General features: G+C 44.3%; 37 protein-coding genes. 32 read left to right on the top strand and 5 right to left on the bottom strand.

The annotated features are described in order from the left end of the window. The first annotated feature begins 102 nt into the window (after positions 1–102). Positions 103–876, top strand: coding sequence for a 23S rRNA (guanosine(2251)-2'-O)-methyltransferase RlmB (rlmB, locus tag KP625_RS04175; protein WP_238299512.1), 774 nt, complete (start codon positions 103–105; stop codon positions 874–876). Positions 877–893: 17 nt separating this feature from the next. Continuing rightward, a complete protein-coding gene (locus KP625_RS04170; RefSeq protein WP_238299511.1) occupies positions 894–1,487 on the top strand; it encodes a sigma-70 family RNA polymerase sigma factor in 594 nt (197 codons plus the stop codon). Positions 1,488–1,645: 158 nt separating this feature from the next. Here KP625_RS04170 and KP625_RS04165 read toward each other — a convergent pair whose 3' ends face one another. From KP625_RS04165 to KP625_RS04150, 4 genes are all read right to left on the bottom strand, one after another. Beyond that, positions 1,646–2,788 (bottom strand): tyrosine-type recombinase/integrase, encoded by a 1,143-nt coding sequence (locus tag KP625_RS04165; RefSeq protein WP_238299510.1) that lies wholly within the window; start codon positions 2,786–2,788, stop codon positions 1,646–1,648. A 489-nt stretch (positions 2,789–3,277) separates the two neighbouring features. Beyond that, positions 3,278–4,039 carry a potassium channel family protein gene (locus tag KP625_RS04160; RefSeq protein WP_238299509.1) on the bottom strand — a complete coding sequence of 254 codons (762 nt, stop codon included), beginning with the start codon at positions 4,037–4,039 and terminating at the stop codon, positions 3,278–3,280. After that, positions 4,032–4,499 carry a hypothetical protein gene (locus tag KP625_RS04155; protein WP_238299508.1) on the bottom strand — a complete coding sequence of 156 codons (468 nt, stop codon included), beginning with the start codon at positions 4,497–4,499 and terminating at the stop codon, positions 4,032–4,034. Before KP625_RS04155 ends, KP625_RS04160 begins: the two co-directional genes overlap by 8 nt. A 24-nt stretch (positions 4,500–4,523) precedes the next feature. Next, positions 4,524–5,156, bottom strand: coding sequence for a LexA family protein (locus KP625_RS04150; RefSeq protein WP_238299507.1), 633 nt, complete (start codon positions 5,154–5,156; stop codon positions 4,524–4,526). A 142-nt stretch (positions 5,157–5,298) separates the two neighbouring features. Here KP625_RS04150 and KP625_RS04145 point away from each other — a divergent pair, with 142 nt between their 5' ends. The 4 genes from KP625_RS04145 (at position 5,299) to KP625_RS04130 (ending at position 6,490) form a co-directional block, all read left to right on the top strand. After that, on the top strand, positions 5,299–5,532 hold the full coding sequence (locus tag KP625_RS04145; RefSeq protein ID WP_238299506.1) for a helix-turn-helix transcriptional regulator: 234 nt from the start codon (positions 5,299–5,301) through the stop codon (positions 5,530–5,532). A 137-nt stretch (positions 5,533–5,669) separates the two neighbouring features. Next, positions 5,670–5,879 (top strand): hypothetical protein, encoded by a 210-nt coding sequence (locus KP625_RS04140; protein ID WP_238299505.1) that lies wholly within the window; start codon positions 5,670–5,672, stop codon positions 5,877–5,879. 37 nt (positions 5,880–5,916) lie between these two features. Then, positions 5,917–6,234, top strand: coding sequence for a hypothetical protein (locus KP625_RS04135; protein WP_238299504.1), 318 nt, complete (start codon positions 5,917–5,919; stop codon positions 6,232–6,234). 67 nt (positions 6,235–6,301) lie between these two features. Then, complete coding sequence (locus tag KP625_RS04130; protein ID WP_238299503.1) at positions 6,302–6,490, top strand: hypothetical protein; 189 nt, start codon at positions 6,302–6,304, stop codon at positions 6,488–6,490. 38 nt (positions 6,491–6,528) lie between these two features. On the opposite strand, the gene KP625_RS04125 is transcribed toward KP625_RS04130, so the two are convergent. Then, on the bottom strand, positions 6,529–6,720 hold the full coding sequence (locus KP625_RS04125; RefSeq protein ID WP_178016573.1) for a hypothetical protein: 192 nt from the start codon (positions 6,718–6,720) through the stop codon (positions 6,529–6,531). Between the two features lie 161 nt (positions 6,721–6,881). On the opposite strand from KP625_RS04125, the gene KP625_RS04120 reads away from it, so the two are divergent. The 26 genes from KP625_RS04120 to KP625_RS03995 all read left to right on the top strand — a co-directional run bounded on the left by KP625_RS04120 (position 6,882) and on the right by KP625_RS03995 (position 24,617). Beyond that, a complete protein-coding gene (locus KP625_RS04120) occupies positions 6,882–7,178 on the top strand; it encodes a hypothetical protein (RefSeq protein ID WP_238299502.1) in 297 nt (98 codons plus the stop codon). Between the two features lie 47 nt (positions 7,179–7,225). Continuing rightward, a complete protein-coding gene (locus KP625_RS04115) occupies positions 7,226–7,540 on the top strand; it encodes a hypothetical protein (RefSeq protein WP_238299501.1) in 315 nt (104 codons plus the stop codon). Positions 7,541–7,553: 13 nt separating this feature from the next. Next, a complete protein-coding gene (locus KP625_RS04110; protein WP_238299500.1) occupies positions 7,554–8,087 on the top strand; it encodes a hypothetical protein in 534 nt (177 codons plus the stop codon). Between the two features lie 137 nt (positions 8,088–8,224). Beyond that, positions 8,225–9,067: a rolling circle replication-associated protein gene (locus tag KP625_RS04105; protein ID WP_238299499.1), complete on the top strand. Its 843-nt coding sequence runs from the start codon at positions 8,225–8,227 to the stop codon at positions 9,065–9,067. Next, entirely contained in the window at positions 9,055–9,513 is a 459-nt protein-coding gene (locus KP625_RS04100) for an RNase H family protein (protein ID WP_238299498.1), read from the top strand. Before KP625_RS04105 ends, KP625_RS04100 begins: the two co-directional genes overlap by 13 nt. Before the next feature lie 28 nt (positions 9,514–9,541). Next, on the top strand, positions 9,542–10,075 hold the full coding sequence (locus KP625_RS04095; RefSeq protein ID WP_238299497.1) for a hypothetical protein: 534 nt from the start codon (positions 9,542–9,544) through the stop codon (positions 10,073–10,075). A gap of 1 nt (position 10,076) precedes the next feature. Beyond that, positions 10,077–12,599, top strand: a complete 2,523-nt coding sequence (locus KP625_RS04090) for a DNA methyltransferase (protein ID WP_238299496.1) — start codon at positions 10,077–10,079, stop codon at positions 12,597–12,599. Further along, on the top strand, positions 12,596–14,206 hold the full coding sequence (locus KP625_RS04085; RefSeq protein ID WP_370641411.1) for a DNA cytosine methyltransferase: 1,611 nt from the start codon (positions 12,596–12,598) through the stop codon (positions 14,204–14,206). Before KP625_RS04090 ends, KP625_RS04085 begins: the two co-directional genes overlap by 4 nt. 86 nt (positions 14,207–14,292) lie before the next feature. Beyond that, positions 14,293–14,541 carry a hypothetical protein gene (locus KP625_RS04080; RefSeq protein WP_238299495.1) on the top strand — a complete coding sequence of 83 codons (249 nt, stop codon included), beginning with the start codon at positions 14,293–14,295 and terminating at the stop codon, positions 14,539–14,541. 271 nt (positions 14,542–14,812) lie between these two features. Beyond that, on the top strand, positions 14,813–15,172 hold the full coding sequence (locus KP625_RS04075) for a hypothetical protein (protein WP_238299494.1): 360 nt from the start codon (positions 14,813–14,815) through the stop codon (positions 15,170–15,172). After that, positions 15,165–15,302: a hypothetical protein gene (locus KP625_RS04070; protein ID WP_238299493.1), complete on the top strand. Its 138-nt coding sequence runs from the start codon at positions 15,165–15,167 to the stop codon at positions 15,300–15,302. The genes KP625_RS04075 and KP625_RS04070 overlap by 8 nt, the downstream gene beginning before the upstream one ends. A 26-nt stretch (positions 15,303–15,328) precedes the next feature. After that, positions 15,329–15,643, top strand: coding sequence for a hypothetical protein (locus tag KP625_RS04065; RefSeq protein ID WP_238299492.1), 315 nt, complete (start codon positions 15,329–15,331; stop codon positions 15,641–15,643). Continuing rightward, entirely contained in the window at positions 15,630–15,923 is a 294-nt protein-coding gene (locus tag KP625_RS04060) for a hypothetical protein (RefSeq protein ID WP_238299491.1), read from the top strand. The genes KP625_RS04065 and KP625_RS04060 overlap by 14 nt, the downstream gene beginning before the upstream one ends. Continuing rightward, the gene (locus KP625_RS04055; RefSeq protein ID WP_238299490.1) at positions 15,920–16,219 is read left to right on the top strand and encodes a hypothetical protein; all 300 of its coding nucleotides are present in this window, start codon (positions 15,920–15,922) and stop codon (positions 16,217–16,219) included. The genes KP625_RS04060 and KP625_RS04055 overlap by 4 nt, the downstream gene beginning before the upstream one ends. A 315-nt stretch (positions 16,220–16,534) precedes the next feature. Beyond that, positions 16,535–16,708 carry a hypothetical protein gene (locus KP625_RS04050; RefSeq protein ID WP_238299489.1) on the top strand — a complete coding sequence of 58 codons (174 nt, stop codon included), beginning with the start codon at positions 16,535–16,537 and terminating at the stop codon, positions 16,706–16,708. Further along, positions 16,689–16,871, top strand: a complete 183-nt coding sequence (locus KP625_RS04045; RefSeq protein ID WP_227573467.1) for a hypothetical protein — start codon at positions 16,689–16,691, stop codon at positions 16,869–16,871. Before KP625_RS04050 ends, KP625_RS04045 begins: the two co-directional genes overlap by 20 nt. Before the next feature lie 158 nt (positions 16,872–17,029). Continuing rightward, positions 17,030–17,839, top strand: a complete 810-nt coding sequence (locus KP625_RS04040; protein ID WP_238299488.1) for an N-acetylmuramoyl-L-alanine amidase — start codon at positions 17,030–17,032, stop codon at positions 17,837–17,839. Positions 17,840–17,854: 15 nt separating this feature from the next. Further along, positions 17,855–18,247 (top strand): hypothetical protein, encoded by a 393-nt coding sequence (locus KP625_RS04035; protein ID WP_238299487.1) that lies wholly within the window; start codon positions 17,855–17,857, stop codon positions 18,245–18,247. A gap of 6 nt (positions 18,248–18,253) precedes the next feature. Then, positions 18,254–18,439, top strand: a complete 186-nt coding sequence (locus KP625_RS04030; RefSeq protein WP_238299486.1) for a hypothetical protein — start codon at positions 18,254–18,256, stop codon at positions 18,437–18,439. A gap of 122 nt (positions 18,440–18,561) precedes the next feature. Next, complete coding sequence (locus tag KP625_RS04025) at positions 18,562–18,978, top strand: phage holin family protein (protein WP_238299485.1); 417 nt, start codon at positions 18,562–18,564, stop codon at positions 18,976–18,978. After that, the gene (locus KP625_RS04020) at positions 18,975–19,271 is read left to right on the top strand and encodes an HNH endonuclease (RefSeq protein ID WP_238299484.1); all 297 of its coding nucleotides are present in this window, start codon (positions 18,975–18,977) and stop codon (positions 19,269–19,271) included. The genes KP625_RS04025 and KP625_RS04020 overlap by 4 nt, the downstream gene beginning before the upstream one ends. A gap of 82 nt (positions 19,272–19,353) precedes the next feature. Continuing rightward, a complete protein-coding gene (locus KP625_RS04015; RefSeq protein ID WP_238299483.1) occupies positions 19,354–19,716 on the top strand; it encodes a P27 family phage terminase small subunit in 363 nt (120 codons plus the stop codon). Continuing rightward, positions 19,706–21,454 carry a terminase large subunit gene (locus KP625_RS04010; protein ID WP_238299482.1) on the top strand — a complete coding sequence of 583 codons (1,749 nt, stop codon included), beginning with the start codon at positions 19,706–19,708 and terminating at the stop codon, positions 21,452–21,454. Before KP625_RS04015 ends, KP625_RS04010 begins: the two co-directional genes overlap by 11 nt. Then, complete coding sequence (locus KP625_RS04005; RefSeq protein WP_238299481.1) at positions 21,447–22,646, top strand: phage portal protein; 1,200 nt, start codon at positions 21,447–21,449, stop codon at positions 22,644–22,646. The genes KP625_RS04010 and KP625_RS04005 overlap by 8 nt, the downstream gene beginning before the upstream one ends. Continuing rightward, the gene (locus tag KP625_RS04000) at positions 22,639–23,223 is read left to right on the top strand and encodes an HK97 family phage prohead protease (protein WP_238299480.1); all 585 of its coding nucleotides are present in this window, start codon (positions 22,639–22,641) and stop codon (positions 23,221–23,223) included. The genes KP625_RS04005 and KP625_RS04000 overlap by 8 nt, the downstream gene beginning before the upstream one ends. Continuing rightward, a complete protein-coding gene (locus KP625_RS03995; protein WP_238299479.1) occupies positions 23,217–24,617 on the top strand; it encodes a phage major capsid protein in 1,401 nt (466 codons plus the stop codon). Before KP625_RS04000 ends, KP625_RS03995 begins: the two co-directional genes overlap by 7 nt. Positions 24,618–24,622 lie beyond the last annotated feature (5 nt).

Here is a 24,622-nt window from a genome sequence, read left to right as displayed (position 1 = left end):
TGCAGCATGACCGGGCAGGATATGTGTATCATATGTGGGTGAACAGGAAGTGTGTATAAATATGTGAAGCATGTCCGGGTAGAAATGAAGAAGGAAAACAAAATGAGTGAGAATAAGAATATCATAAATGAACAGGAACAAAAGGACGATCATCTGATTGAAGGCAGAAATGCTGTGTTAGAGGCGTTTCGTGCCGGAAAGACGATTGACAAACTGTATATTCAGGACGGTTTACGCGATGGCGTAATCGCATCTATCCTGCGTGATGCGAAGAAGAAAGATGTGATCGTTAATTTCGTGAGCAAGGAGAAGCTAGACCAGATGTCCCCGGACCGCAAACATCAGGGCGTAATGGCGATTACAGCGGCATTTTCGTATGCGGAAGTGGACGATATTTTGAATGTGGCAAAGGAAAAGGGAGAAGATCCGTTTATCTTTATCTTAGATGAGATTGAAGACCCGCATAATTTAGGGGCAATCATCCGTACTGCCAATCTGTGTGGGGCACATGGCGTGATTATTCCGAAGCGCCGGGCAGTGGGACTGACTGCAACGGTTGTCAAAGCTTCGGCAGGTGCGATCCATTATACACCGGTGGCGAAGGTCACGAATATTGCCAAGACAATCGAGGAGTTAAAGGAGAAAGGTTTATGGTTTGCATGCGCGGATATGGGTGGAGAAGTGATGTATCGTGCAAATCTGACCGGACCAATTGGATTGGTAATCGGGAATGAAGGAAGTGGTGTGAGCCGCTTGGTGAAAGAAAAATGTGATTATGTCGTATCAATTCCGATGAAGGGCGATATAGACTCTCTGAATGCGTCTGTGGCGGCTGGTGTGCTTGCGTATGAGGTTGTGCGACAGAGAATGAAGTAGGATACGGAGTAGAGGCGTTGGATTATACAAAGATGGATGACAATCAAATACTTGTGCTTGGACGGTCAGGTGATGATGAGGCAATGGAATTCATGCTGCAAAAGTACGGATATCTGGTCAAGCGCGAGGTGCGTACGGTGTATCTGATTGGTGCAGAGACGGAGGATTTGGCACAGGAAGGCATGATAGGGTTGTTCAAAGCAATCCGGGATTACCGGCCGGAGAAAGCTGCCGGGTTTGCAACATTTGCAACGCTTTGTGTCCGCAGACAGATACAGAATGCAATTACAAATTCCAACCGCAAGAAACACGTGCCGTTAAATTCGTATGTTTCTCTGTATATGAATGCAGAGGACAGTGACAATTTCATGCTGGGGGAGCGGCTTGAGTCTGCCAGACAGGAAGACCCGGAGAAGCTTCTTCTTGCAAAAGAACAGCAGAAGGACCGGAAGGAGCGAATCCGGAAGGAGTTAAGCATATTAGAACAGCAGGTGCTGACTTTGTATTTACAGGGGTTATCCTATGATGCGATAGCGGAGCAGTTAGGAAAGACAGAAAAAGCGGTTGATAATGCGTTGCAGCGAATCCGGGCCAAGTTGTCCAGAAAATAATGAATAAAGCAAAAAGAAAAGGAACTTCGATTGCGAAGTTCCTTTTTTTAAGCTGGTAACGGGAATCGAACAGAAAAGAAGAAACCCTTGTATTATCAAGGGTTTCAGCCAGCTTTTTGATTCTGAAAAATTGGCAGGTGTGCAAAAAGTGTGCAGAATCATGAAAACAATTTGATTTTATCCAATTTCTGATTGTCATTTTCCTTTACCTTTTTGGTTACATGGATATATATCTGTTTTGTTACAACACTTCTGTTGTGTCCAAGTCTTCTTGCTATTTCATCAGTAGTCATACCGTTTTCCGCCAAAAGCGATGCATGTGTGTGTCGTAATGCGTGTGGAGATAGATGACGGCCAAGCTGTTGCTCTGTTGCCTCACCAAAAAATTTTTCAAAGGCTCGATGACTCATATAATATCCGGTTCGAATGTTTGGAATCAATAAAGACGTTCGAAATCCTTTTTCCAACAATATTTCATTCCTCCACAAAATACATTTTTTTAACTCTGTATATAAATCCGGTTGAATGTGAACATCTCGGATGGAAGTAGCAGTTTTTGGTGTTGTCAAAATGTCATTGTTTGGATCGTAATTCTTAGTGATATGAATTGTCCGATGCTCCATATCAACATCATTTATTTCGAGCGCTGTGAGCTCTCCGAAGCGCAGACCTGTAAGAACAAGGATTGAAGTAACATAGTACCAATGCCATAGATTTCCTTTTTTCATATAATCAAGCATGGTGTGCACTTCGTTTGGTTCCAGATACTTTTCCGTTATTTTTTCGGACATATCTGATGTTTCAGAATTTGTATCTTGAAATAGCTTGAGTTTGCTAATCAATTTCAAATTATCGTGATAATCGTTTTCATACCCCCAATTTAGCATAGCCTTAAACCTTGTTAAGTAGTTGTTGATTGTGCTAATTGGCTTACTTGAATTGAGAAGCATCGAATTTACATATTGCGCAGTTAGATTATCAACGATAGAACACGGACCAAGCAGGTCAATCATCTTAGATGTAATTACTCGATTTCTTTTAACGGTTGCTTGTTTGAATACAAGTGCCTGTGCCTTCAGATACTCACTCTGAAGCTGTGAGAGCGTCACAGAGACATTTTTAGACTGCGTAGTTTGAATTAGTACCTCTATCTTAGCAGAAAGCTCTCTGAGCGCCTTGTTCTTATTCTGCGGAGTATCCTTCGGCTTGACAACCGATACTATCTTGGTTTTCTCCGTCAAAGGATCCTTATACCGTTCCCGGTAGACAACCGTTCCATTTTTTCTAGGTTCACACCACATAAAAAATCCCTCCTTTATTGATTTGTAAAGAAGGGGATGGTATAATATGTTCGTATGTTTTGGTATGCCATCCCCTTAGATGGTGTATCTGAGTCCCTCGTGCGCCAACACGGGGGATTCTTTTTGTTATGAAGTTATGAAGCAAGGTACAATCTGTACCCTGGTTGTAAAAGTTGCACCGGTGCAACAACTGCAGGTGATTTGGGGTTGAAAAAATCAACCAAATAACATATAATACACTTAACAAGACAGCCGAGCGATAGATACGACCTATCCGTCCGGCAAACTATTCAAAGAAAAACACCTTGTGCTTGACCGGCTGAGGTGTTTTTCTTACTTTCTATGATTCAGAATCGTTACAATAAGTATTGCAATGGTAAGTAACACCATGAATTCCTCATATGTACTCATAAGGCACCACTCCCTTCCAAGACTCGAACGGATATGGTGTAACACCTCTCAGCTGCCCGGTTAAGTGTATTATATTGTTTATTTATTATGCAACGCATACAGCGTATTACATATTGTTTGAATGTCAGAATCGGACAGGTTATCGAAATCATCCAGTTGTGTCTGAATAGTAGCAATGAGCTGTTCTTCGGAGGAGCCGGACGATTTCTTTTTCTTCTGGAAAAACAATGCGGTGATGGTACTCGTGAGAGAACCAATCAAACCAATTCCCACGATCATAAGCACGGATGCTATGATGCGGCCAACAAGTGAGCTTGGAGATATATCACCATAGCCGACGGTCGTTGCTGTAACGAAGCTCCACCAGACACCATCTGATATCGACATCCCTTCAGCGTAGTGTATCGACACGCCACCGATCAAGATGCAGACAACACTTGCAAACACCATGTACTTCAAGCCATTCAATTCAAAGAAGAATCGGATCCGATCATATAACCGACCGAAGTAGGCTCCAAGGCGGGCAAGCTTCAAAACCTTTGCTATCTTTGCAAAGCGGAAGAGTTTGAATATCCGGAATATCTTAAATATCGAAGTAAATGGAATGATTGCAATCAGATCCAGTACATTCTTCCGGATAAAATCCTTTTTATCTTTCGCTAGGAATAAGCGAACAAAATAATCGATAATAAAAATGATTGTGATAACTTCATCCGCTATAAGCTGCCAAGGCTCGCATCCGACTCGTATATCGTAAACCGATAGGGCAACAGCGATAATTGCCAGAATTGAGAATGTGATATCATATGCAGTTTTGAAAAATACATTTTTCTTATTCATGTTTATCTAATTCCAATGTATTGTTCTTTTCCCAATAAGTTGTTTCGCCGCTACGAGATGTATATGTATAAACGCCATTGGAGTCAATATCAAGACCGGCATCCTTTACAACCATTCCTGAACTTGAATAGACACCAACTCCATCCATATCAGTATAAACAATCATACAATAATTGTAATTATTCTTCTTCACATAATTAAAATACCAATCATTAAGCACATCATCTGTAATTTCACTTGATGAAGCCTTGACAATAGAATACTCACCAATTTTTGCGTTACCACTTCCGTTTATAACATCACGTACCTGAGCGTTATCATATATGTGTTGGGAATCTCCGTTATTGGATTTCTTTTTACCACAACTAACAGCTACAATAACAATAATTGCAAATAGGATGATAAGAGTAAGACATCCAGCTCCTTTTTTATTAGGTTCCTTTTTAACATTTGTTTCCATTGTGTATCCCCTTTTCTCAATAGATTAGAATTTTCCTCTTAATTCAACTACCTTACCGATCACACGTACCGGCTTGGACATTATCTCTTCATTTGTAAACATCATAGGTTCATACTTGCTATTGAGAGAAACAAGCGCGATGCTGGAAGCGTATTTGACTAATCGCTTACATGTCGCATCGTCCCCATTGACCATAGCAATTACAATATCTCCGGATTCTGCATCGTCCTGTTGGCGAACAATTACAACATCGCCATCGCAGATGCGCGGCTCCATAGAATCACCACGGATCTTCAAGCCAAAGTATTCACCAGTCTTGGACATTTCTTCAGATATCTCTTCGGTGTCGATTATTTCAGTAATTGCATTGATTGGAATACCTGCAGCAACTCGACCAAGAACATTGATAGTGCGCCCTTTAGTACTATTGGATTGAGAAGAATGTTCCTCGACTAGATCAGATTTGCTGATTCCAAAATAATTAGCCATAAGTTCTATCTTATCAATTCTTGGATAAGAGTTTCCTTTAACCCAATCCGTAAAGGTAGTATATTTAACCCCCAATGCCTCACACATATCGTTTCTATCTTTATGATGTAAGGACATATAGTACTGTATGTTCCTGGCCATAATTTGTTTATTACCAAGACTACCCATAAAAATCACCTCCTTGGATGTTAGTATAAGATTAAAACGTAAAAAAATCAATATAAATTGAAAAAATTACGAAAAAAACGTTGACATTACGGTTAAAGCGTAGTAAGATACACTTGAAAATTACGAAAGGAGGAAGAAAGTTGTGGATTTTCCGGTTGCAATGACGTTAAAACAGGCTAGAGAATTAAAGGGATATAATCAGGAAGAAGCAGCAAAACTCATTGGTATAAGCAAGGATACGCTTGGTAATTATGAAAGAGGGAAGAGCTATCCTGATGTTCCGATCATTCGAAGAATTGAGGAGTTATATGGAGTGCCATATAATCGACTTATTTTTTTACCTTTAGATTACGATAAAACCGTAAATTCTATATAGAATTTGATACGGAAGCAGAACAAAAGAAAAATTTTAAAAAAAATCTCATTTATAGTTTTTTTTCTGTTCGATGTCGTCTTACTACACATGTAGGACCATAACAGGAGGCAGCGGAGCAAAGGGAAGGGGGCGAGAATATGGAAGTACCTATGATCCGATGGAGCAGGGGAGCAGATCCGACGAAATGCACAAAGATCGTCGTTGCAGCTCCCAAGGACGAAATGGAGCCAGTAAACAAAGCAATATCCCAGGCAATGGGTAGATTGAAGAGACTGGGATATTGCAAGAATGGATATGAAATTATCAATGGAGTTCAGTTTGGGGCGATCAAAGAGGATACCCAATAGGGCAGCAGGGCAAAGGGAAGGAGGCGAGAATAGGAAGATGGAAGAGAAACAGGAAGAATATGATTCATTATGTAAAAAAATGGATTTGTTGAACAGAGAGATAGATAGAAAAAGCAGATATATATTTACTCTCGAAAAAATTGAAACATTGGATACAGCGGCTATCAAGATATGTGAGCTTATTCAGGAAAAAGCAAGTGATTTGGACATTCATGGAGGCACAAAAATAGATCTTGATGTAATCAATGCATTATCAAACGCAATAAGTGCAATAGGGAATTATCGAAGTCAGTTATTTGCGTTAGAAAATCCTGCCAGAAATAGCAGCTGGCGGGAGCCTGTAAGGAAAGTATAGAGGTGGATGTGTTAATGGTCAATAGAGAAACACGTAGGAAGCAGGGTAAAGGGAAGGAGGCGTGAGTATGGCGATGAAAGAAACAGAAGCACAAATGAATCTGCAGAAAGTTGATATAGAAATCGATGCAACGATTATATCGGTATGTCAGCAGATACAGAATCTTGATGCAAAAAAAGATGAGAAATATGTAGATACAGTGAATGCAGTTGCAGAGCTGATCAATGCAAAAGCGGCTATGTTGAGAGCATTATAAAAAGCCTATACCGCAATATGCGATATAGGCAAGTGTAATTAGTACATGCCTTTCCGCTTTTCCGCACGAATTTCTGAGAAACGTTGTTTAATCTCATCGCGAACAGAGTTGTACTTATCGGCAAGCTGTGCCGGCGTTAAACCAGATAAGTCCTGATTCTGGAGATAGAGCATAGCTAATGCTTCCTGCTGATTAGACGGAAATGTGTATAAAGAATCAGAAGTTGGCATATAGAAATTCCCCCTTTCATATTTACTCGGTTCTGGCAGGAACCTGTAGGGAAAGTATAGAAGCTGTGGGAGAAATAGTCAAGCAGACGGGAGGCTGCAGAAGAGACGTCTATTAAAAAAATTTTTTGGAGACAAACTATAAACAGGAGGATATGAGGGAAATGACAAAGAGTGAATTTGAATACCTGATTCACGGATCTGTGACGGATGAGGAGTACGAGCTGATCGAGACCGTATACATGTGGCATCCGGCAATTCGAAATACATCCGGGAAGGAAGAAGTAGCAGCAGAGCTGTATAAGAGCTTCGGGATAGTGATCTTCTATGATATGTATCCAAGAGCAAAAAAGGCAAAGGAAATCGAAGTGAATATTCAAATGCTCGATAAGACACGGGCAGAGCTGGTTGACATGGTTGACAAGCTGAAGCGGTTGAAGATGGGAAACGAAGATAGTTGAACTGGTGACAATTTGTCACCGGTTGAAGAAAGAAGGAGGCAAAGAAGATGGAGATAACAGCAATTAAGTATATCAGCGCATCGCCGTACGTGACGAAGGCGCAGATACAGAAGGCGTTGGATATATCAGCGCGGACGGTATCGAACCGGCTGGCAGAGATCGACGAGTACGTTCTGAAGGGCAGATACGGTGCATACACGATATTGGATGGATGCGGTGTGACATACGTCAATTATCTGGCATTTATCGATTTTCTCAAATACAGGAAGGATCTGAAGGCAGGACACAGAGTGCCGGCGTTCAATCCGACTGCAGTGGCACGTCAGATCGGCTGGGGTAACCTGCAGGCGGAATATCAGTAGAAGGGATGAGAGGATGAGTAATGAGATGATATTTACAACATATAAACTGGCGACGATCGCGATGGTGGAAGGTGCTGTACTACTTTGGATGGGTATGATTTACGGATTTGGAATCATGTTGGTAGGCACAATCTGGCAGCAGTTGATCGCCCTGGCGAATGAAACGGAGGAAGAAGATGAGATTGAAAGACGAGAAACTGAAGCGCCCGGCAAAGCCGACGCGAAAGCAAAAAGAAATCATGGCAAAAAACGGATTGCGCTGGGAAAACTGGAATGTGGAAGCAGACTGCGCAGATCACATCATCGTGAAGAGCAAGACGTCAGACCGAAGAAGGGTGGCGTACAAGTGACGAAGATGGATGAGATTATGCACAAGGCATATATGAGTGCAAAGAGCTTCGCGGGATTGGAGCCACCGGCAGGATGCTTGTACATAGGCAGCAGGATCGCGAATGGCGACCGGTACCGGTACTGGGTAGCGGAAGATGGTACATACTACCAGGAATCAACTGGCGAAGCTGCGCTGAAAAGAAAAAGAGCCGGCTGAAAACCGGCTCAGGTGTAATACCTCGAATCTGACAATTTGAGTGTATCACACAAAGCTTATATCGTCAAGAAAAGCGGGATAAAAGCTCGCTTTGAGACAGTATAAGCATATTAAAGTTAGGGACAAGGATACACTAGATGGCATACAGAAAACATACATTTTATTTTCCAAATTCAATAGAGCATGGATATGGGTTCAAAGGGCATATAGGAGCAAAAGGCGAGCATCGGGCGAAGCGGAAGAAACCGACACCGGAACAGGTGAAGCGGCAGAATCAAATCAATAAAGCGAACAAATATAGACATTTGCTGAAAGCGAACTTCCTACCCGGCGATTGCTGGATTACATTGAAGTATCCGGCAGGTACGCGAAAAAGCATGGATGCCGTCAAGCAGGATTTGGCACTGTTTGATAAGCGCATGCGGAGAGATTATGCAGCACACGGCGAGAAGTGGAAGTGGATCAGGCGCGTAGAGATTGGCAAGCGGGGCGGTATCCACATCCACCTGATCTGTAATCGGATTTGGAACACGGAGCTGCTAATAGCGAAGAACTGGCCGGGATTGTCACATCATAGTGAACCGGTCCGGGATGAGGAAGGCTTCGGACAGCTTGCATCATATCTGTGCAAACCGCTTCCGGAAGAGCTTGAACAGGAAAGCATATTTGACCCGGAAGAGATCAAGCGCGCATCCAGTCTTTCTTCAAGCAGAAACTTAGTACGTCCGGAACCGGAGAAGAAAGCATATGTCCGGCGGACAATGAAGAAGATCATCACGGATGGACCGGTAGCCCGTCCTGGGTATTACATAGATAAAAAATCAATTCGAATTGGCATAAATCGGGTAACAGGGTACAGCTATGTCTATTACACCGAAGTAAAGATACAGCAGACCAAGAGAGTGATACGAGCGCCGGGCGACGATTGGCCGAAGTTGCACCGGTGCAACGAAAGGAAGAGACGAAAATGCAGGAAGTAAATATTTATATCGAGCCATCCACTATAGCTCCACGTGTGACGAAAGCGGCCGGAATGTATGTGATGGAGGCTTACGAGAATGGTAAACCGATGATGTACAAAGGCGAGCCGGTGATTGTATATGACATGATGCAGTTTGAACACTGCAATACGAATATAATCACGCTGACAATGCTCATTGCGGCGCTGGAGCGCATGCAGAAAGATTGTATTGTGAACATCCATACACGCACAGAATATGTCTTCTGGACGCTCAAAAATGACTGGTTAGGTGGCTGGAAGAAAAACGGCTGGAAGTCGGCAAGAGGTGTCGCTATCAAGAATGTAGAAATGTGGGAAAAAATTGAGTACTTACTCAATAAAAATGAAAGTTGGACTGTATCCGAGGACACGCATAAGTGGAAGACTTGGATGCAGGAGAAGATGAAGAAAAAGGAAGCATGTTAAGAAGGTGAAAAAATTGTCAAATATAGAAATGCGTAATCAGAAGATTATAGAAAATATCAAGCTGGTGTATTTCCATCTGAACAAATATCGTGGATTTCCCAATTATGAGGACATTGTCCAGGTGGGTATGCTGGCTCTGGTGGAAGCTATCGACAGAAGCAAGGATCTGGAGCATCTGAATCGTAATTATATCGGACTCTATATACGTGGATATGTGGAGCGGTTTGTTAATTATGAAGATGTACCGGTCCGGACACAATTCAATCGACCAGATATAGAAAAACCACAATATGTTGCAGCGGATAAGTCGGTTAATGAAGATGGAGAATCTTATGCAGATGTATTTCTTGCAGATACTCATGATTATATTGGTGATCTGGTTACTATGATAGATTTCGGACATATGGTGGATCAGTTGTCTCCGAGAACACAGAAGCCGATGCGGTGCATGCTGCAGGGATATGGCATGACCGATACAGCAAAAATGTGTGGTATATCGTTTGAGCGAGTGAGACAGATCAAGAAGCTGTGTAATAGAGAGCTGGTCGCAAGTGAGGTGTGATATGACATATAGAGATTTTTTAGAAAGTAAAATTGATCTTGCGACAGACAGCGGATTTGTGGTTGATCGTTCTAAAATCAATCCGGCGTTGAAACCGCATCAGGCAGACGCTGTTGCATGGGCACTTAAGGGCGGACGCCGGGCATTGTTTGAAGCGTTCGGACTTGGAAAAACGGTACAGGAGATAGAGTTTTGCCATCTAGCAGCAGAACATACCGGTGGCAGAGCTTTGATCGTATTGCCGCTTGGCGTGAAGCAGGAGTTCACCAGAGATGCGGTGGAACTGCTCGGATATGAGAAGCCGGAGTACTGCCGGACGATGGAAGAGGTCATGGCGTGTGACAGTCAGATCGTGCTGACGAACTATGAGCGAGTGAGAGATGGTGATATAGATCCAGCGTACTTCGACGCAACGTCACTGGATGAAGCAAGTGTACTCCGGAGCTTTGGAAGTAAGACCTATCAGACATTCTTGGATAAATTCAAGAACGTTCCATATAAGCTCGTAGCAACGGCTACACCATCGCCGAATAAGTACAAGGAGCTTATACACTATGCCGGATATCTGGAAGTCATGGACACCGGACAGGCACTGACAAGATTCTTCCAGCGGGATAGTACAAAGGCAAACAACCTGACGCTGTATCCGAATATGGAAGATGAATTTTGGCTGTGGGTGTCAAGCTGGGCGCTGTTCGTTACAAAGCCGTCAGATCTCAATCCGGATTATTCCGATGCAGGGTATGATCTACCACCGCTCGATGTCAGATGGCATGAGATACCGATTCATTACGGAGATACAGCAGACAGGGACGGCCAGATGCAGCTCTTTCAGGAAGCGGCAGAAGGATTGAAAGAAGCGGCAGCAGTTAAGCGGGACAGCATAGACATCCGGGTACAGAAGATGAAGGAGATTGTAGATGCTTCGCCGGATGATCATTTCTTGTTGTGGCACGACCTGGAGAGTGAACGCCATGCAATCAAGAAGGCGTTGCCAGAGACGGTTGATATCTATGGATCCATGGACTATGAGACAAGAGAACAGCGTGTAATTGATTTCTCGAATGGAAAGACACGTCTGTTTGCAACGAAGAAATCGCTGTCCGGCTCAGGGTGTAATTTCCAGCGGTATTGCCACCGGGAAATATTCCTTGGCATTGATTATGAATTTAATGACTTCATACAGGCAATCCACAGGTGTTACCGGTTCTTGCAGACAGAACCGGTAGTGATTGACATTATCTACATGGAGAACGAGAGACAGATAAAGGAAGCGTTGATTGAAAAGTGGAAGAATCACAATTACATGGTCCAGCGGATGGTTGAGATCGTGAAGAAATATGGACTGAATTCAGCGAATAAAGCTGAACGATTGGAAAGGAAGATGGGAGTGGAAGGAACAAGAGAAGAACGAACCGTGCGAGGTAATCACTATGAAGCGGTGTATGGCGATTGTGTGGAAGAAACACGTGTCATGGAAGGCAACAGCGTTGATCTGATACATACGTCGATACCGTTTGGCAATCACTACGAGTACAGTGCAAATTATAACGACTTTGGACACAATCAGGATACAGAGCGGTTCTTTGAACAGATGGACTACCTGACGCCGGAGCTTCTGCGAGTGTTAAAGCCGGGCAGAGTGGCGGCGGTACATGTTAAAGATCGGGTGCTGTTTGGAAATGCGACTGGTACCGGTATGCCGACGATTGAGCCGTTTCATGCGGATTGTATCGAACATTACATGAAGCATGGTTTTATGTATTTCGGCATGATCACTGTTGTGACGGATGTTGTACGAGAGAATAACCAGACATATCGCCTTGGCTGGTCTGAACAGTGCAAGGACGGTACCAAGATGGGTGTAGGATGCCCGGAATATATTCTGCTGTTCAGAAAGCTCCCAACGGATCACAGCAAAGCATATGCAGATAATCCGGTATCAAAGGGAAAGGAAGAATACACAAGAGCGCAATGGCAGATAGATGCACACGGATATTGGAGATCATCTGGTGATCGTCTGATCAGTAAGGATGAGCTGAAAGAGATATCGGTGGATAATCTGCAGAAAGCATACAGGAAATACAGCAGAGAGAGCGTTTACAACTATGAAGAGCATGTGAAGCTTGCAAAAGAGCTTGATAAGGACGGCAGACTGCCGGCAACATTCATGGTGGTTGCTCCGGGATCATGGAACCAACTTGAGGTATGGGATGATATCAACCGGATGCGGACACTTAACACGACACAGAGCCGCAGAAGAGCGCAGATGCATGTATGTCCGCTTCAGCTTGATATTGTGGAGCGGATCATCAATAGATACAGCAATCCGGGAGATGTCGTATATGATCCGTTCGGCGGACTTATGACGGTACCAATGACGGCGGTTAAGATGGGAAGATATGGTAAAGGCTGTGAGTTGAATCCTGATTATTTCCGAGATGGAGTTGGATATCTGCAGGCAGCAGAAAATGAGATGGACGAGCTGACGCTGTTCGATTTTATGCCGGGGGTGATGGAGTGATACATGGAGAGCTTATTGTAGACAACTTTGCTGGCGGTGGCGGAGCTTCGACAGGCATCGAAATGGCAACAGGATACAGCGTTGATATAGCCATCAATCATGATCCGAAAGCTATACAGATGCACAAAACCAACCATCCAAGAACAAAGCATTATTGTGAAGATGTGTGGCAGGTAGATCCGATCGCAGCATGTAAAGGAAATCCGGTAGGACTTGCTTGGTTTTCGCCGGACTGTAAGCATTTCAGTAAGGCAAAGGGTGGCAAACCCAAGGACAAGTTTATTCGCGGTTTAGCATGGGTAGCATGCCGGTGGGCTGGACTTGTTCGGCCAAGGGTTATCATGCTTGAAAATGTAGAAGAATTTAAAACTTGGGGACCATTAAATAGAGGTCACCACCCAATTAAGAACAAACAGGGCAAGACCTTTGAACGGTTTGTAAGACAGCTTGAAGAGTTAGGGTATGAAGTGCAATTCAAGGAGCTTGTGGCAGCGGACTATGGAGCTCCAACAATGCGCAAGAGATTCTTTATGATTGCACGCTGCGATGGAAAATCAATCATATGGCCAGAGCCTACACATGCACCGGCAGACAGTGAGGAAGTCAAGGCAGGGTTACTTAAACCTTATGTTGGAGCCTACACGCAACTTGATTTTAGCCTGCCTTGTCCGAGCATTTTTGACACTTCTGAAGAGATTAAAGAAAAATATGGTATCCGGGCGGTACGACCGCTGGCTGCGAAGACGATGGAACGGATTGCAAGAGGACTAAAGAAATTTGTGATAGGAAATCCAGAGCCGTTTATCATTCAGTGCAACCATAGCGGCGATCGTAGACCAAACGATATCCGGGAGCCGATGCCAACCATAACAGGAAAGCATGGATATGGAGTTGTGGAGCCAACGCTTGCCCCGATTATCGATAAGGCATATGGCGGTAATTATCATGGGAATGGAAGCAGAGCGGACGAACCAATAGATACAATTACTACAGTCGATCATAACAGGCTGGTGGTTCCCACTCTGATTCAGTATCATTCCGAGACATCGCAAGGAGAAGTTCGGGGGCAAACCATAGAAGAACCAATCATGACAATTGATGGTTCGAACCGGTACGGACTGGTTACATCGTTTCTCAGTAAGTTCTATAAGACGTGCATCGGGCAGGACGAAAGAGAGCCGTTACATACAGTGACAACGTCTGCGGGGCATTTTGGAGAAGTCCGGGCATTTCTGATTAAATACTATGGTGATGCTATTGGACAGGACATTGAACAACCATTAGACACGGTTACCACAAAGGATAGATTTGGTCTTGTAACGATTGAAGGTGTTGATTACCAGATTGCGGATATCGGACTTCGAATGTTGGAACCACGAGAGTTATATGGATGTCAGGGATTTCCAGAAGATTACATTATTGATCATGATTATACTGGCAAGACATATCCGAGAACGGAGCAGGTAAGAAGATGCGGCAATGCAGTGTGTCCACCGATACCGGCTGCACTTGTCAGGGCGAATCTGCCGGAGCTGTGTGTTGCAAGCCGAATGGCAAATATGAGGGTTGCAGAAGAAGCAAGCGGACAGATGAAGATGTTTGCATAGTGTCGAAATTTGTCGAACTTTGAAAATTGAATAGTGATGGTTGGAATGGTATAATATCTTTACCAATACGAAGGAGGATATGTATCATGGATTTAATTGACAATACAAAACAGTTCTGCTCAAAATGTGATAACAAAGGGGTAATAGAAACTATTAGTAAATCCGATATGGACAAATTCGATCAAGAATATGATAGACTTGATAATATGGGATGTTTTGGAGCTGATCAGGTTTATAAGAAAGCTGCAGAAGGCTGTCGAAAAGATTATTTTTATTGTCCATATTGTGAAAAAGGACAAACGTATAAAGATAGATACCCTAAATATGAAGAGTAAGAAATGTATTAACACCAACCATCATTATTCGATGGTTGGTATTTTTTTGCGCAAAAATAGGGATTGGAAGGAGTGGAAGTTGTGAAAAACTGTCCATGTAAGGAATGCGTAGACAGGAAAGTTGGTTGTCACAGTGAATGCGGGAAGTATAAAGCATTCACAGAGACACAACGAAAAAAGAATGAATGTATAAGAAAACAGAAAGAAGCATTGAGTGAGTATCTTGATATGAAACAGGAATGTGTAAAGAGAGCAAAAAGGAGGATGCGTAATGGTAAATAAAGGGACATGTAAGTATTGCATGAATACTGTATTTTTCGGCGACGAGATACCAGATGAGCAGGCAGAGGAGCGTGCAATCATGATGTGCGACTGTAAGGGAGCAAGAATTTATCAGACTGCAAAAGTACGGCAGGAGAAAGCAAAGGACAATATCGAGCTGGCAATTCATGAGACGGACGAGGCAGTGTGCGAGTATCTGAAGCAGTGTGTGGAGTTAGTTGATCAGAGAACAATCGCAAAAATAACAGTTGATAACGGTCGAGGTGTTAAGGTTACAATCAGCAAGACAAATAAGGACACAATCAAGGTAACGAAAAAAGTAAGTAAGGATGTGGTATACGATGAGTAGACTGACAAAGACCAATAAAGGAGATTACTATTATCCAGAATGCATTGAAAGATGCGATGGTGTTGGTACATCAGAGAAGTGTAATGAATGTGATTTCTGTTACGAAATATGCAAGAAACTTGGAGAGTAAAGAGTTATTAGAAAGCGAGGGATAATATGACGGAGAGCGAAGCAATAGAAGGCTTGGGAATACTTAACAATGGACTAAATGAAGCTTTTGTAAACGCAGATGAATTAAGTGAAGCGTTACAAATGGCAATACAGGCACTTGAAGAAGTACAGAAGTACAGGGAAGTTGGAACTGTAGAAGAATGCAGGTTTGCAAGAGATAAGCAGATTCCGAAGAAACCTATCGACAGATGCATGTATAAAGAATGCCCTGCTTGCGGAAATGTTGAAATTGGATTTTGTAAACATTGTCCAGATTGTGGTCAAAGATTAGATTGGAGTGATGAAGATGAGATTGATTGATGCGGATAAAATAAAAGAGTCTATACTTTCGCAAACTATTTTAGGCGAAACAACAGCAAGAATAATGGACAGATATATACATATAGTGGATAGCCAGCCGACCGCCTTTGATGTAGACAAGGTTTTGGAGCAACTGAACGAGGAAAAAGAGCTTTCATATGCCGATTTTGACGAGTATGTGGATAAAGTATGTCCTTGCTTGGATGCAGAATATGATGACTTGTACCACAGAGGACTGGATAGAGCGATCGAGATAGTAAAGCAAGGAGGGAAATCATGAGTAGATCTATCATGCAGAACAAAGACGGATGCTGTTACATGTGTGATCTGCTTGGAACATGGCAGCAGGGCTATACGATTGAGGAGCATCATTGCTTTGGAGGTTCGAATAGGAAATTGTCAGAAAAGTACGGCTTGAAGGTGTACCTGTGCCCGGAACATCACCGGACAGGACCGGATGCGGTACACCAGAACAGCGACTATATGCAGATATTGCACGAAGCCGCACAGAAAGCTTTTGAGGAGTACTATCCAGATAAGAGTTTCCGGGAGATCTTCGGGAAGAATTACCTGTAAAGTCTAGTAAATACTAAATAAAGATGCACATTGAAAAGTGAATACAGGTCAGAAATTTTCATCTTTTTTATTAAAAAGTATTGACATACGGTGTACCGTATGATATTATAATACTTGTAAGGAGGTGAATAAGTAATGGCTAAGAAAAAACAAAAGAAAAAGCCCAAACTTGAAAAGGTTGCAATCGTAGTAAGCATCCTGCAAGGCATAGCAACCATCGTATGCTTGATCTACGAAACCTTCTTCAAGTAAGGGCACAGGCGGTGGGAATATCCCACCCACCGCCTAATTTTATTCTAAGCCATTTTTGAAGATATGTCTATAAGAAAAGTATTAACAATTATTAGCACCTGTTCGGCGGCGGTTCTTGTGTACTATGCAATCAGAAAAGGATTGGATGCGGCAATTGCAGTAGCACTTGTACTGAGTGTGGCATCAATTGGATTAAATATATATTGCGAGGTGCACGATGGAAGAAAAAAAGATTAGACCGCAGGACAAGTGGAATGCAAAAGCTGGCTTGATAAGCAAATCTTATAAGCTGAAGCGAGAGCTGGTGGAGGCATTTGCAGATGCATGTGAGAAGGCAGGAGTAAGTCAAGCCGGACAGCTTAGCATGATGATGAGAGAATTCATCGAGAAAAACAAGTAAATACTAGAAAAGGAAAGGTACTGACCAGTATTCATTGGTTGGTACCTTTTTTATTTTGGCACTAAGAAAATATATCATAAATCTAAAGAAGGAAGGGGGTGAGAATCTAGGAAAACGAAAGAACAGAAACATATAAATGCAGATTGGAGGATATAAAGATGGCAAAAGTATATATTGGAGTAGGACATGGCGGAAGCGACCCCGGAGCAGTGAAGTATTTAGTAGAAAAAGATATTGATTTACAGATGGCGAGAGGATGCAGGGACTATTTGAGAGCACATGGCGTTGATGTTCAGATGAGCAGAGACGCAGATATTGATGGATCAGTAAATGCGAAAACATATGAGTGTAATCGCTGGGGTGCAGATCTGGCACTTGATATACATAACAATGCAGGTGGCGGAGAAGGATTTGAGGTCTTTCATAGTATTGTTGGTGGCAAAGGGAAGGGGCTTGCACAAAATATCGAGAAAGAAGTTTTGAAGATTGGACAGAGCAGCCGAGGCTTAAAGACAAAAAAGAATTCTTACGGAAGTGATTATTTTGGTTTTATTAGACAGACGAAATGCCCGGCGATTATCTGCGAAGGTGTATTTGTAGACAATAAAGCTGATGCGGCAAAAGCGGATACAGAAGAGAAGTGCCGGGCGTTTGGTGTAGCATATGCGAAAGGAATCCTTGCAACGCTTGGTATGAATACAGAACAGAATGCAAACGGAGAAACAAAGACACCGGAACAGGCAGCAGTCAAACCAGAACAGACACAAGCGAGTACATATAGAGTCAAAGTCACAGCATCGGCGTTGAATATCCGCAAGGATGCAGGTACAGCAAATGCAATAACCGGAGTGATCCGGGACAAGGGCGTATATACGATTGTGGCGGATAAGACGATATCCGGACAGAAATGGGGAAAGCTCAAAAGCGGTGCAGGCTGGATATGTCTGGAGTACACAAAGAAAGTATAAAGGAGCGTGAGCAAGGTGAGACAAAGAAATGCGGTTGCAAGCTATAACATTGGCAAGCATAGATTTTTAGAACTGTACCACTATTGCATGCAGTACCCGGACTGGATAAAAGAAATTAGAGAACTGCGCGGACTACGATCGCATGAAACCGGAGCAACAGGAAATGGATTATCAAACCCGACCGCAAGTGCAGCCATCAAGGCAGCGGAACTAAGCAAGCGATGCAAGCTGATTGAAAATACGGCAGTGGAAGCAAACAGGGAACTTGCACAATACATTCTGGCAGGAGTGACAGATACTGAATGTACATATCCGGTGCTTGAGGCACGTGGGATGCCAGCGTCGCGCGCGTTATACTATCGCAGCCGGAGGAAGTTCTATTATCTGTTATCTAAGAAAGTGAAGTGAGAAGATATGAAAACGGAGTATGAGATCATTGAGGAGTATATTGATTACTTTAACGAAAAGAAATTTGTAGATAGCCTGACGTTGCAGGAACAGATGCTGTATAGACTTGCATTAAGAGAGACATACGCATATTTGTTTTTTAAGCTTTATGTAAGAGTGAGAGAGTTCTTCGGAAGTTTTAAGAAAAACTGAAAGTGGAGTACTCGGGGGACAAATTAAGTGATATTATGATAGCATCAGATAGTTGAAAAAAACGGGAACAGCAGTTGTATGGGAGTCATATAGCTGCTGTTTTACGTTGGAAAGGAGAGAAGATGAAACAGGCGATTTGTACAGTAGTAGGCATGATTGGATCCGCAATAGCAAGTGTATTCGGCGGATGGGATGCAGGTATTAGGACTCTGTTCATATTCATGGCAATCGATTATGTATCCGGACTCGTTGTGGCTGGTGTTTTCAAGAACAGTCCCAAAACTGATACAGGCAGCTTAGAGAGTAAAGCGGGATGGAAAGGTTTATGCCGGAAGTGTATGACACTTATGTTCGTGATCGTAGCATACAGATTGGATTTAGTGATTGGTACTAATTATATCCGCGACGCGGTTGTGATTGCATTTATCGCAAATGAAACGATATCACTGGTAGAAAACGCAGGACTTATGGGCGTAAAGCTCCCGGCAGTAATCACAAAGGCGATCGATGTCCTTCAGAAGAAATCAGAGGAAGAATGATGTATAACGATACCAGATGGAAAAGGAAACGCGCATCCGTATTGAGACGGGATGCATATCAGTGTCAGGAGTGCAGACGCTACGGAAAGCGAAAACAGGGAGAGCATGTGCATCATGTATTCCCGGTTGAATACTATCCGGATGAGAGATACAACGACTGCAACCTGATAACCTTGTGCCAGTCCTGCCATAACAAGATGCATGACAGGGATTCGCATGAGCTGACAGCAAAGGGAAAGCAGTTACAAATGCGTATAAAGAAGCGATACGGCAGCAGACTCCCCCCTCTCTAGCGATTTTGGAGCGGGTGAGGATAGAACGGTGGGTGGAAGCATTTCCAAATACGCGGGATTTTTTGAGAAAGGGGGAAACCGGGTGAAAAAGACAGCATGGAAAAATCGAATAATATCAGCAACCAAGGCGGTTGGCACGTATCGAGATGCTTTTCTTCCGATGATCGATACGCTCGCAAATATACTTGCAGAGCGTGACAAAATCTATCAGGAATACGTCGAAACCGGTGCCAAACCTGTAGTGGGGCATACAAACAAAAACGGAAGTACCAACATGACCAAGAATCCGCTGCTGGTGAGCTGGGGCGACATGAATACATCTGCACTTTCATACTGGAGAGATCTTGGGCTCACACCGGCAGGGCTGAAAAAAATCGACGAATCAGCAATCAAAGGGAAAAAGGTGTCTGCATTAGGAGACATCCTGCGGGACATTGGCGGCTAAGTCATACAAGCAGGCGGCAATCCGCTACGCGAAAGATGTGGTCGCAGGAAAGATCATTGCCGGAAACAATGTACGAGAGTGCAAACGGTTCCTGGCGGATCTGGAACGCGATGATCTTGAGCTGCACACGAAAGAGCCGGATTTTGTGATCAATATCATCGAGCGGGTGATGGTGCATGTGAAAGGCGAGGACCTGCAAGGACATTCCCTGCGGAACACACCGCTGATATTGCAGCCGTGGCAGATATTTATCGTATATAACTTAATAGGCTTTTACTATAAAGGTACTCAGATCAGACGATACAAAGAGGCCTTTATTTTTATTCCGAGAAAGCAGGGTAAGACGCTGTTTGTGGCGGCGCTTGCGTTTGCACTTGGACTTCTTGAAAGGCGGTCGGGTGCAACAATCTATATTGTGGCCGCCGCCTTGAAGCAGGCGAAACAGAGCTTTGACGACATCCTGCATACATTGCGGTACCGTGGCATGATTAACGAGTTTAAGGTGCTGAATAACAATGCACAGCATTCCATCGAGTACACGTTTTACAACGAGGACGAAGAGCCGGAAGGTTCCTTGTACATCGAAGCACTCGCCAGCAATCCGGACACGCAGGACTCTTTTAACTGCAATATCGCAATCGCGGACGAAGTGCATGCATTCAAGCGTGCATCCCAGTACAACCGGTTCAAAGAAGCGATGGCTGCATACACGAACAAGCTGATGATCGGCATCACCACAGCAGGCGATAATATGAATTCCTTCTGCTATCGCCGGTTGGAATATGCCAACAAAGTGCTGGATGGCATCGTGAAGGATGATACATTGTTCTGCTTTGTATCCCGTGCGGATCAGGACGAGAAAGGAAATGTAGATTTTACGAATCCAATCCAGCACGAAAAAGCAAATCCGGGATATGGTGTGACAATCCGGCCGGAAGCTATCCTGAACGATTCCATACAGGCGCAGAACGATCCGCAACAGCGGAAGGACTTTTTAAGTCGTCAGTTGAATGTATATACCACGGCGATGAAGGCATATTTCGACATCAAAGAGTTTAGGAATTCGGATAAGCAGTACAACTGGAGCATAGAGGAGCTGGCAAAACTCAAAATCGACTGGTACGGCGGTGCCGACCTGTCGAAGCTGCACGATCTTACTGCGGCGGCGCTGTTCGGACACTATAAAGGTGTGGATATCATTATCACGCATGCATTCTTCCCGGTTGTGGAAGCAGCAAGGAAAGCAGATGAAGACAACATACCGCTGTTTGGATGGCGGGACGATGGATGGCTGACCATGTGCAATACACCAACGGTCAATGTCGGTGACATTGTAAATTGGTTTAAGGAGATGCGGAGCAAGGGCTTCAAGATCAAGCAGGTTGGCCATGACAAGAAATTTGCACGTGAGTATTTTATCCAGATGAAGAAAGCGGGCTTTAAGATCATAGATCAGCCACAGTATTTCTATGTGAAGTCAGAAGGCTTCCGGCATATTGAGAAGTCGGCGAAGGATGGCAAATTGTATTACTGCCATTCGGATGCATACGAATACTGTGTGCAGAATGTACACGCCATTGAAAAGACCGACGACATGATCCAGTTTGAAAAGATAGAACCGACGGCACGTATTGACTTGTTCGATTCGAGCGTGTTTGCGTGCGTCAGATATTTGAATTCACTTGAAAAGAGTGAGAAATCAAAGAGCTGGTGGGGAGGTGAGAATGAAGATGAGTAAGAAAGAAAACGCCATCCAGCGGGCGCTAAAAAAGGCAGGAAGAAAGCGGTCAGCAGTGCTGATCGGAAGCAACGAAGCATATGATCTGTTATGCGGTGCCGGGTATACATCATTAGACCAGAATCCGGAGATTGTAGCCGCCTGCCGGAAGATTGCGGAAGTTATCGGAGCCATGACGATTCATATCATGCAGAACACCGAACGCGGCGACGAGCGTGTGATCAATGAGCTGTCGAGAAAGATTGACATCAATCCATGCAGCACCATGACACGGCAGACGTTCATAGAAGCGGTGGTGATGAACCTGCTCCTGTATGGAAAAGGTAATTCGGTTGTAAAGGTCTATACAGAGGACGGCTATCTCGCCGATATGGAGCCAGTGGCAGCAGGCAGAGTCACCTATCAGGGCGACTATAGAAATTACCGGATACTGATTGACGGCATCCCATACCAGCCGGATGACGTGCTGCATTTCGTCTATAATCCGGACAAGACATACATGTACCGGGGGCAGGGCGTGACAGCACAGCTTAAGGATGTTGCGGATAACCTGCGGCAGGCACAGGTCACTACAAACGCTTTTATGAAGAGCAAATGGAAGCCATCACTGATCATCAAGGTAGATGGCATGGTAGAAGAGTTTTCAAGCCCGAAGGGCAGAAAGAAGCTGATAGACGAGTATATGACATCCGGGGAAGCCGGAGCACCGTGGCTGATACCTGCGGAACAGTTTGAGATAAACCAGGTCAAACCGCTTTCCTTATCCGATCTTGCAATTGCGGATAATGTGAAGCTGGATAAGCAGACAGTCGCGGCAATCCTTGGTGTTCCGTCGTTTGTACTGGGCGTAGGCGAGTACAAGCAGGAAGAATGGAATTACTTTGTCAAGACCAAAGTACGAGAAATCGTGACAGGCTTACAGCAGGAGATGACGCGGAAACTGATATACAGTCCGAATATGTATATCAAGTTCAATGTCCTGTCCGTGATGGACTGGGATCTGACGACGATAGCATCCGTATTCGGTTCGCTGTCAGACCGTGGATTTGTGACTGGAAATGAAGTCAGAGACAAGATAGGCATGTCACCAAAGGAAGGATTGGATGAACTTAGAGTGCTTGAAAACTATATCCCGTGGGATATGGCAGCGGCACAGAAGAAACTGGTACAGAAGGGAGATAACAATGGATAGACATATTCGACAGACACGGTCTGTCGCATCGGAATTTAATACGCGGGAAGACGGCGAGACACTTTCGATAGAAGGTTACTTCGCCGTTTTTAATAGCACCTATAACATCATGCCGGGGATGAGTGAGAGTGTAGCGCCTGGGGCGTTTACAGATACGATATCCGGCGATGTACGTGCACTGATCAACCATGATACAGGGCTTGTGCTCGGAAGAACCAAAGCAGGCACATTGACACTGCGGCAGGATGAACGCGGACTCTGGGGACATATCGATATCAATCCGGATGATTCGGACGCGATGAACTTATATGCAAGAGTGAAACGTCACGACGTAGATCAGTGCAGCTTCGGCTTTGACATTCTGGAGGAAGAGACGGAAGTCCGCAAGGACGGATCCGTACACTGGACAATCCGGAAAGTGGAACTGTACGAGGTGTCGGTATGCACCTTCCCGGCATACGAAGAGACAAGTGTCAATGCGCGAAAGAAGGATGCAGATACCATCCGGGCGCGACAGACCGAGGTATGGAAGCTTGACATGAAGAAAAAATTAAAAGGAGGAAGCGAATCATGTTAAAAGCAATCATGCTCAGAAAGAAGCTGAGCGAAGTCACAAAGAAGCTCACAGAGGCACGTGAGAAGGCAAAGGAGCTTGCAACACGTGAGAAGGAGCTTGAGGCAGCCATCGACGAAGCACAGACTGAGGAAGAGAAGGAGGCGGTCAATCAGGAAGTCGAACAGTACGAGAAGGACAAGGCGGAAAATGAGGAATCCGTCCGGAATCTGGAACAGGAAGTATCTGATACAGAGAAAGAGCTTGCTGATCTGGAGGAGAAACAGAGACAGGCTGCACCGGCAGCAGATACAACAAAGAGAGGAGAAGATAAAGTGAAGACAATGACCACAAGAAAGAAGTTTTTTGGAATGAACAATCAGGAGCGTGATGCGTTCCTTGCGCGGGAGGACGTACATACCTTCCTGGAGCGTGTGCGTACACTTGGTACAGAGAACCGCTCAATTACCAATGCGGAGCTTACTATCCCGGATGTAATGCTGGAGCTGCTCCGTGAGAATATCGAAGGATATTCCAAGCTTTATAAGTATGTCAACGTAAAGAGCGTACCGGGAAAGGCACGTCAGAACATCCAGGGCACCATCCCGGAAGGTGTCTGGACCGAGATGTACGCCGCACTGAACGAGCTTTCGCTTTCGTTCAACAATACAGAAGTAGACGGCTACAAGGTCGGTGGATATCTTGTAATCAACAATGCGGTACTGAAGGATTCTGATGTCAATCTTGCTGAGACGATCGTTACAGCACTTGGACAGGCGATTGGATTGGCACTCGATAAGGCAATCCTGTATGGAAAAGGCACAAAGATGCCGCTTGGTATCGTGACACGCCTTGCACAGGCAGCAAAGCCGGAGAGCTACCCGGAAACTGCACGTACATGGGTTGATCTGTCATCAACAAATATCAAGTCGATTGCGGCTGCCAAGACCGGTGTAGAGCTCTTCAAGGAGATCATCAAAGCATCCGGTGCGGCAAAGGGTAAGTATTCGACCGGTACACGATTCTGGGCACTGAACGAGACGACGAAGACAACGCTTGTATCAGAGGCGCTTTCCTTCAATGCGGCCGGTGCTATTGCGACAGGCATGAACGACACCATGCCAATCATCGGCGGCACCATCGAGACACTTGATTTTATCCCGGACAATGTGATCATCGGCGGTTATGGGGATCTCTATCTGCTTGCAGAGCGCGAGGGTACAAGCATCGCACAGTCCGAGCATGTGAAGTTCCTGGAAGATCAGACAGTTTTCAAGGGTACCGCAAGATACGATGGTATCCCGTCAATCGCAGAGGGCTTTGTCGCAATCGGCATCTCCGGCACAAAACCGACAGCCGACATGACCTTTGCGGACGATACAGTAAATGCCAAGGCGGCAGCAGGAACAAAGGAATAAGAGGT

The organism is Eubacterium sp. MSJ-33 (genome assembly GCF_022174665.1).
Classification (GTDB): domain Bacteria; phylum Bacillota; class Clostridia; order Lachnospirales; family Lachnospiraceae; genus Coprococcus_C.
This window is presented reverse-complemented; position numbering and strand designations above follow the sequence as displayed.

What these genes read in the sequence shown, in the direction of transcription:
- KP625_RS04080 (WP_238299495.1), top strand. Translation starts at nt 14,293, where the DNA reads ATGGATTTAATTGACAATACAAAACAGTTCTGCTCAAAATGTGATAAC.
- KP625_RS04160 (WP_238299509.1), bottom strand. Translation starts at nt 4,039, where the DNA reads ATGAATAAGAAAAATGTATTTTTCAAAACTGCATATGATATCACATTC.
- KP625_RS04070 (WP_238299493.1), top strand. Translation starts at nt 15,165, where the DNA reads ATGAGTAGACTGACAAAGACCAATAAAGGAGATTACTATTATCCAGAA.
- KP625_RS04090 (WP_238299496.1), top strand. Translation starts at nt 10,077, where the DNA reads ATGACATATAGAGATTTTTTAGAAAGTAAAATTGATCTTGCGACAGAC.
- KP625_RS04050 (WP_238299489.1), top strand. Translation starts at nt 16,535, where the DNA reads ATGTCTATAAGAAAAGTATTAACAATTATTAGCACCTGTTCGGCGGCG.
- KP625_RS04095 (WP_238299497.1), top strand. Translation starts at nt 9,542, where the DNA reads ATGCGTAATCAGAAGATTATAGAAAATATCAAGCTGGTGTATTTCCAT.
- KP625_RS04045 (WP_227573467.1), top strand. Translation starts at nt 16,689, where the DNA reads ATGGAAGAAAAAAAGATTAGACCGCAGGACAAGTGGAATGCAAAAGCT.
- KP625_RS04125 (WP_178016573.1), bottom strand. Translation starts at nt 6,720, where the DNA reads ATGCCAACTTCTGATTCTTTATACACATTTCCGTCTAATCAGCAGGAA.
- KP625_RS04025 (WP_238299485.1), top strand. Translation starts at nt 18,562, where the DNA reads ATGAAACAGGCGATTTGTACAGTAGTAGGCATGATTGGATCCGCAATA.
- KP625_RS04115 (WP_238299501.1), top strand. Translation starts at nt 7,226, where the DNA reads ATGGAGATAACAGCAATTAAGTATATCAGCGCATCGCCGTACGTGACG.
- KP625_RS04150 (WP_238299507.1), bottom strand. Translation starts at nt 5,156, where the DNA reads ATGGGTAGTCTTGGTAATAAACAAATTATGGCCAGGAACATACAGTAC.
- KP625_RS04155 (WP_238299508.1), bottom strand. Translation starts at nt 4,499, where the DNA reads ATGGAAACAAATGTTAAAAAGGAACCTAATAAAAAAGGAGCTGGATGT.
- KP625_RS04075 (WP_238299494.1), top strand. Translation starts at nt 14,813, where the DNA reads ATGGTAAATAAAGGGACATGTAAGTATTGCATGAATACTGTATTTTTC.
- KP625_RS04060 (WP_238299491.1), top strand. Translation starts at nt 15,630, where the DNA reads ATGAGATTGATTGATGCGGATAAAATAAAAGAGTCTATACTTTCGCAA.
- KP625_RS04120 (WP_238299502.1), top strand. Translation starts at nt 6,882, where the DNA reads ATGACAAAGAGTGAATTTGAATACCTGATTCACGGATCTGTGACGGAT.
- KP625_RS04100 (WP_238299498.1), top strand. Translation starts at nt 9,055, where the DNA reads ATGCAGGAAGTAAATATTTATATCGAGCCATCCACTATAGCTCCACGT.
- KP625_RS04065 (WP_238299492.1), top strand. Translation starts at nt 15,329, where the DNA reads ATGACGGAGAGCGAAGCAATAGAAGGCTTGGGAATACTTAACAATGGA.
- KP625_RS04005 (WP_238299481.1), top strand. Translation starts at nt 21,447, where the DNA reads ATGAGTAAGAAAGAAAACGCCATCCAGCGGGCGCTAAAAAAGGCAGGA.
- KP625_RS04130 (WP_238299503.1), top strand. Translation starts at nt 6,302, where the DNA reads ATGGCGATGAAAGAAACAGAAGCACAAATGAATCTGCAGAAAGTTGAT.
- KP625_RS04000 (WP_238299480.1), top strand. Translation starts at nt 22,639, where the DNA reads ATGGATAGACATATTCGACAGACACGGTCTGTCGCATCGGAATTTAAT.
- KP625_RS04020 (WP_238299484.1), top strand. Translation starts at nt 18,975, where the DNA reads ATGATGTATAACGATACCAGATGGAAAAGGAAACGCGCATCCGTATTG.
- KP625_RS04165 (WP_238299510.1), bottom strand. Translation starts at nt 2,788, where the DNA reads ATGTGGTGTGAACCTAGAAAAAATGGAACGGTTGTCTACCGGGAACGG.
- KP625_RS04135 (WP_238299504.1), top strand. Translation starts at nt 5,917, where the DNA reads ATGGAAGAGAAACAGGAAGAATATGATTCATTATGTAAAAAAATGGAT.
- KP625_RS04110 (WP_238299500.1), top strand. Translation starts at nt 7,554, where the DNA reads ATGAGTAATGAGATGATATTTACAACATATAAACTGGCGACGATCGCG.
- KP625_RS04105 (WP_238299499.1), top strand. Translation starts at nt 8,225, where the DNA reads ATGGCATACAGAAAACATACATTTTATTTTCCAAATTCAATAGAGCAT.
- KP625_RS04140 (WP_238299505.1), top strand. Translation starts at nt 5,670, where the DNA reads ATGGAAGTACCTATGATCCGATGGAGCAGGGGAGCAGATCCGACGAAA.
- KP625_RS03995 (WP_238299479.1), top strand. Translation starts at nt 23,217, where the DNA reads ATGTTAAAAGCAATCATGCTCAGAAAGAAGCTGAGCGAAGTCACAAAG.
- KP625_RS04040 (WP_238299488.1), top strand. Translation starts at nt 17,030, where the DNA reads ATGGCAAAAGTATATATTGGAGTAGGACATGGCGGAAGCGACCCCGGA.
- rlmB (WP_238299512.1), top strand. Translation starts at nt 103, where the DNA reads ATGAGTGAGAATAAGAATATCATAAATGAACAGGAACAAAAGGACGAT.
- KP625_RS04030 (WP_238299486.1), top strand. Translation starts at nt 18,254, where the DNA reads ATGAAAACGGAGTATGAGATCATTGAGGAGTATATTGATTACTTTAAC.
- KP625_RS04055 (WP_238299490.1), top strand. Translation starts at nt 15,920, where the DNA reads ATGAGTAGATCTATCATGCAGAACAAAGACGGATGCTGTTACATGTGT.